General features: G+C 71.3%; 1 protein-coding gene. It reads right to left on the bottom strand.

The genetic code is table 11. The features are described 5' to 3' along the window. Positions 1 to 201: 201 nt before the first annotated feature. Positions 202 to 462, bottom strand: a complete 261-nt coding sequence (locus AB4039_RS42400) for a hypothetical protein (protein ID WP_442273332.1) — start codon at positions 460 to 462, stop codon at positions 202 to 204. Positions 463 to 554: the final 92 nt, after the last annotated feature.

Genomic DNA, 554 nt, shown 5'->3' with positions numbered 1-554 from the left:
GGCTCTCACCGATGCCCTTGATCACGACCGCCGCACCCTGCAGCTGCGTCGCCCGCACGACCACCGTCGCCGAGTCCAGAGACGCGATCATCGCGAGCAACTGCTCATGCGAGTAGGCCTCGAAATCCGTCGCCATCAGAGGGAACCCCCCGACGCGCTCGGAATCAGAGTGAGTTTCAAGGTCTCGTCCTCCTGGAGGCGTCAGCGGCGGTTGCGGCGTACGGCGACGGCGGTCACGGCCCCGCCGATGACGACGCAGGCCCCCAGCCCGAGGGCGATCCACGGAAGGCTGCTGCCACTGTCGCTCTTGCGCCCGGCGGACTCCGCCCGCGATGTGGGCTTCGAGTCCGCCGCGGGAGCCGTCGGCTTGTTCGCGGAGCCGGCGGCCGCCAGATCGGGAAGCGGGTAGACGTCCGCGGGCCCCGGATCCCCGGGCGTGGGAACGGCAACCCTCGGCCGCACGACGCCGTACCCGACGTAGTCGTTCCGCCCGGCCCCGTCGACGGGCTTCCCGGCGGTGTTCAGCAGGGGGCTTCCCGGCGGTGTTCAGCAGG

Source organism: Streptomyces sp. M-16 (genome assembly GCF_052114405.1).
Taxonomy (GTDB): Bacteria; Actinomycetota; Actinomycetes; order Streptomycetales; family Streptomycetaceae; genus Streptomyces.
Note: the sequence above shows the minus strand (reverse complement) of the source record. Positions and strands in the feature narration are given on the sequence as shown.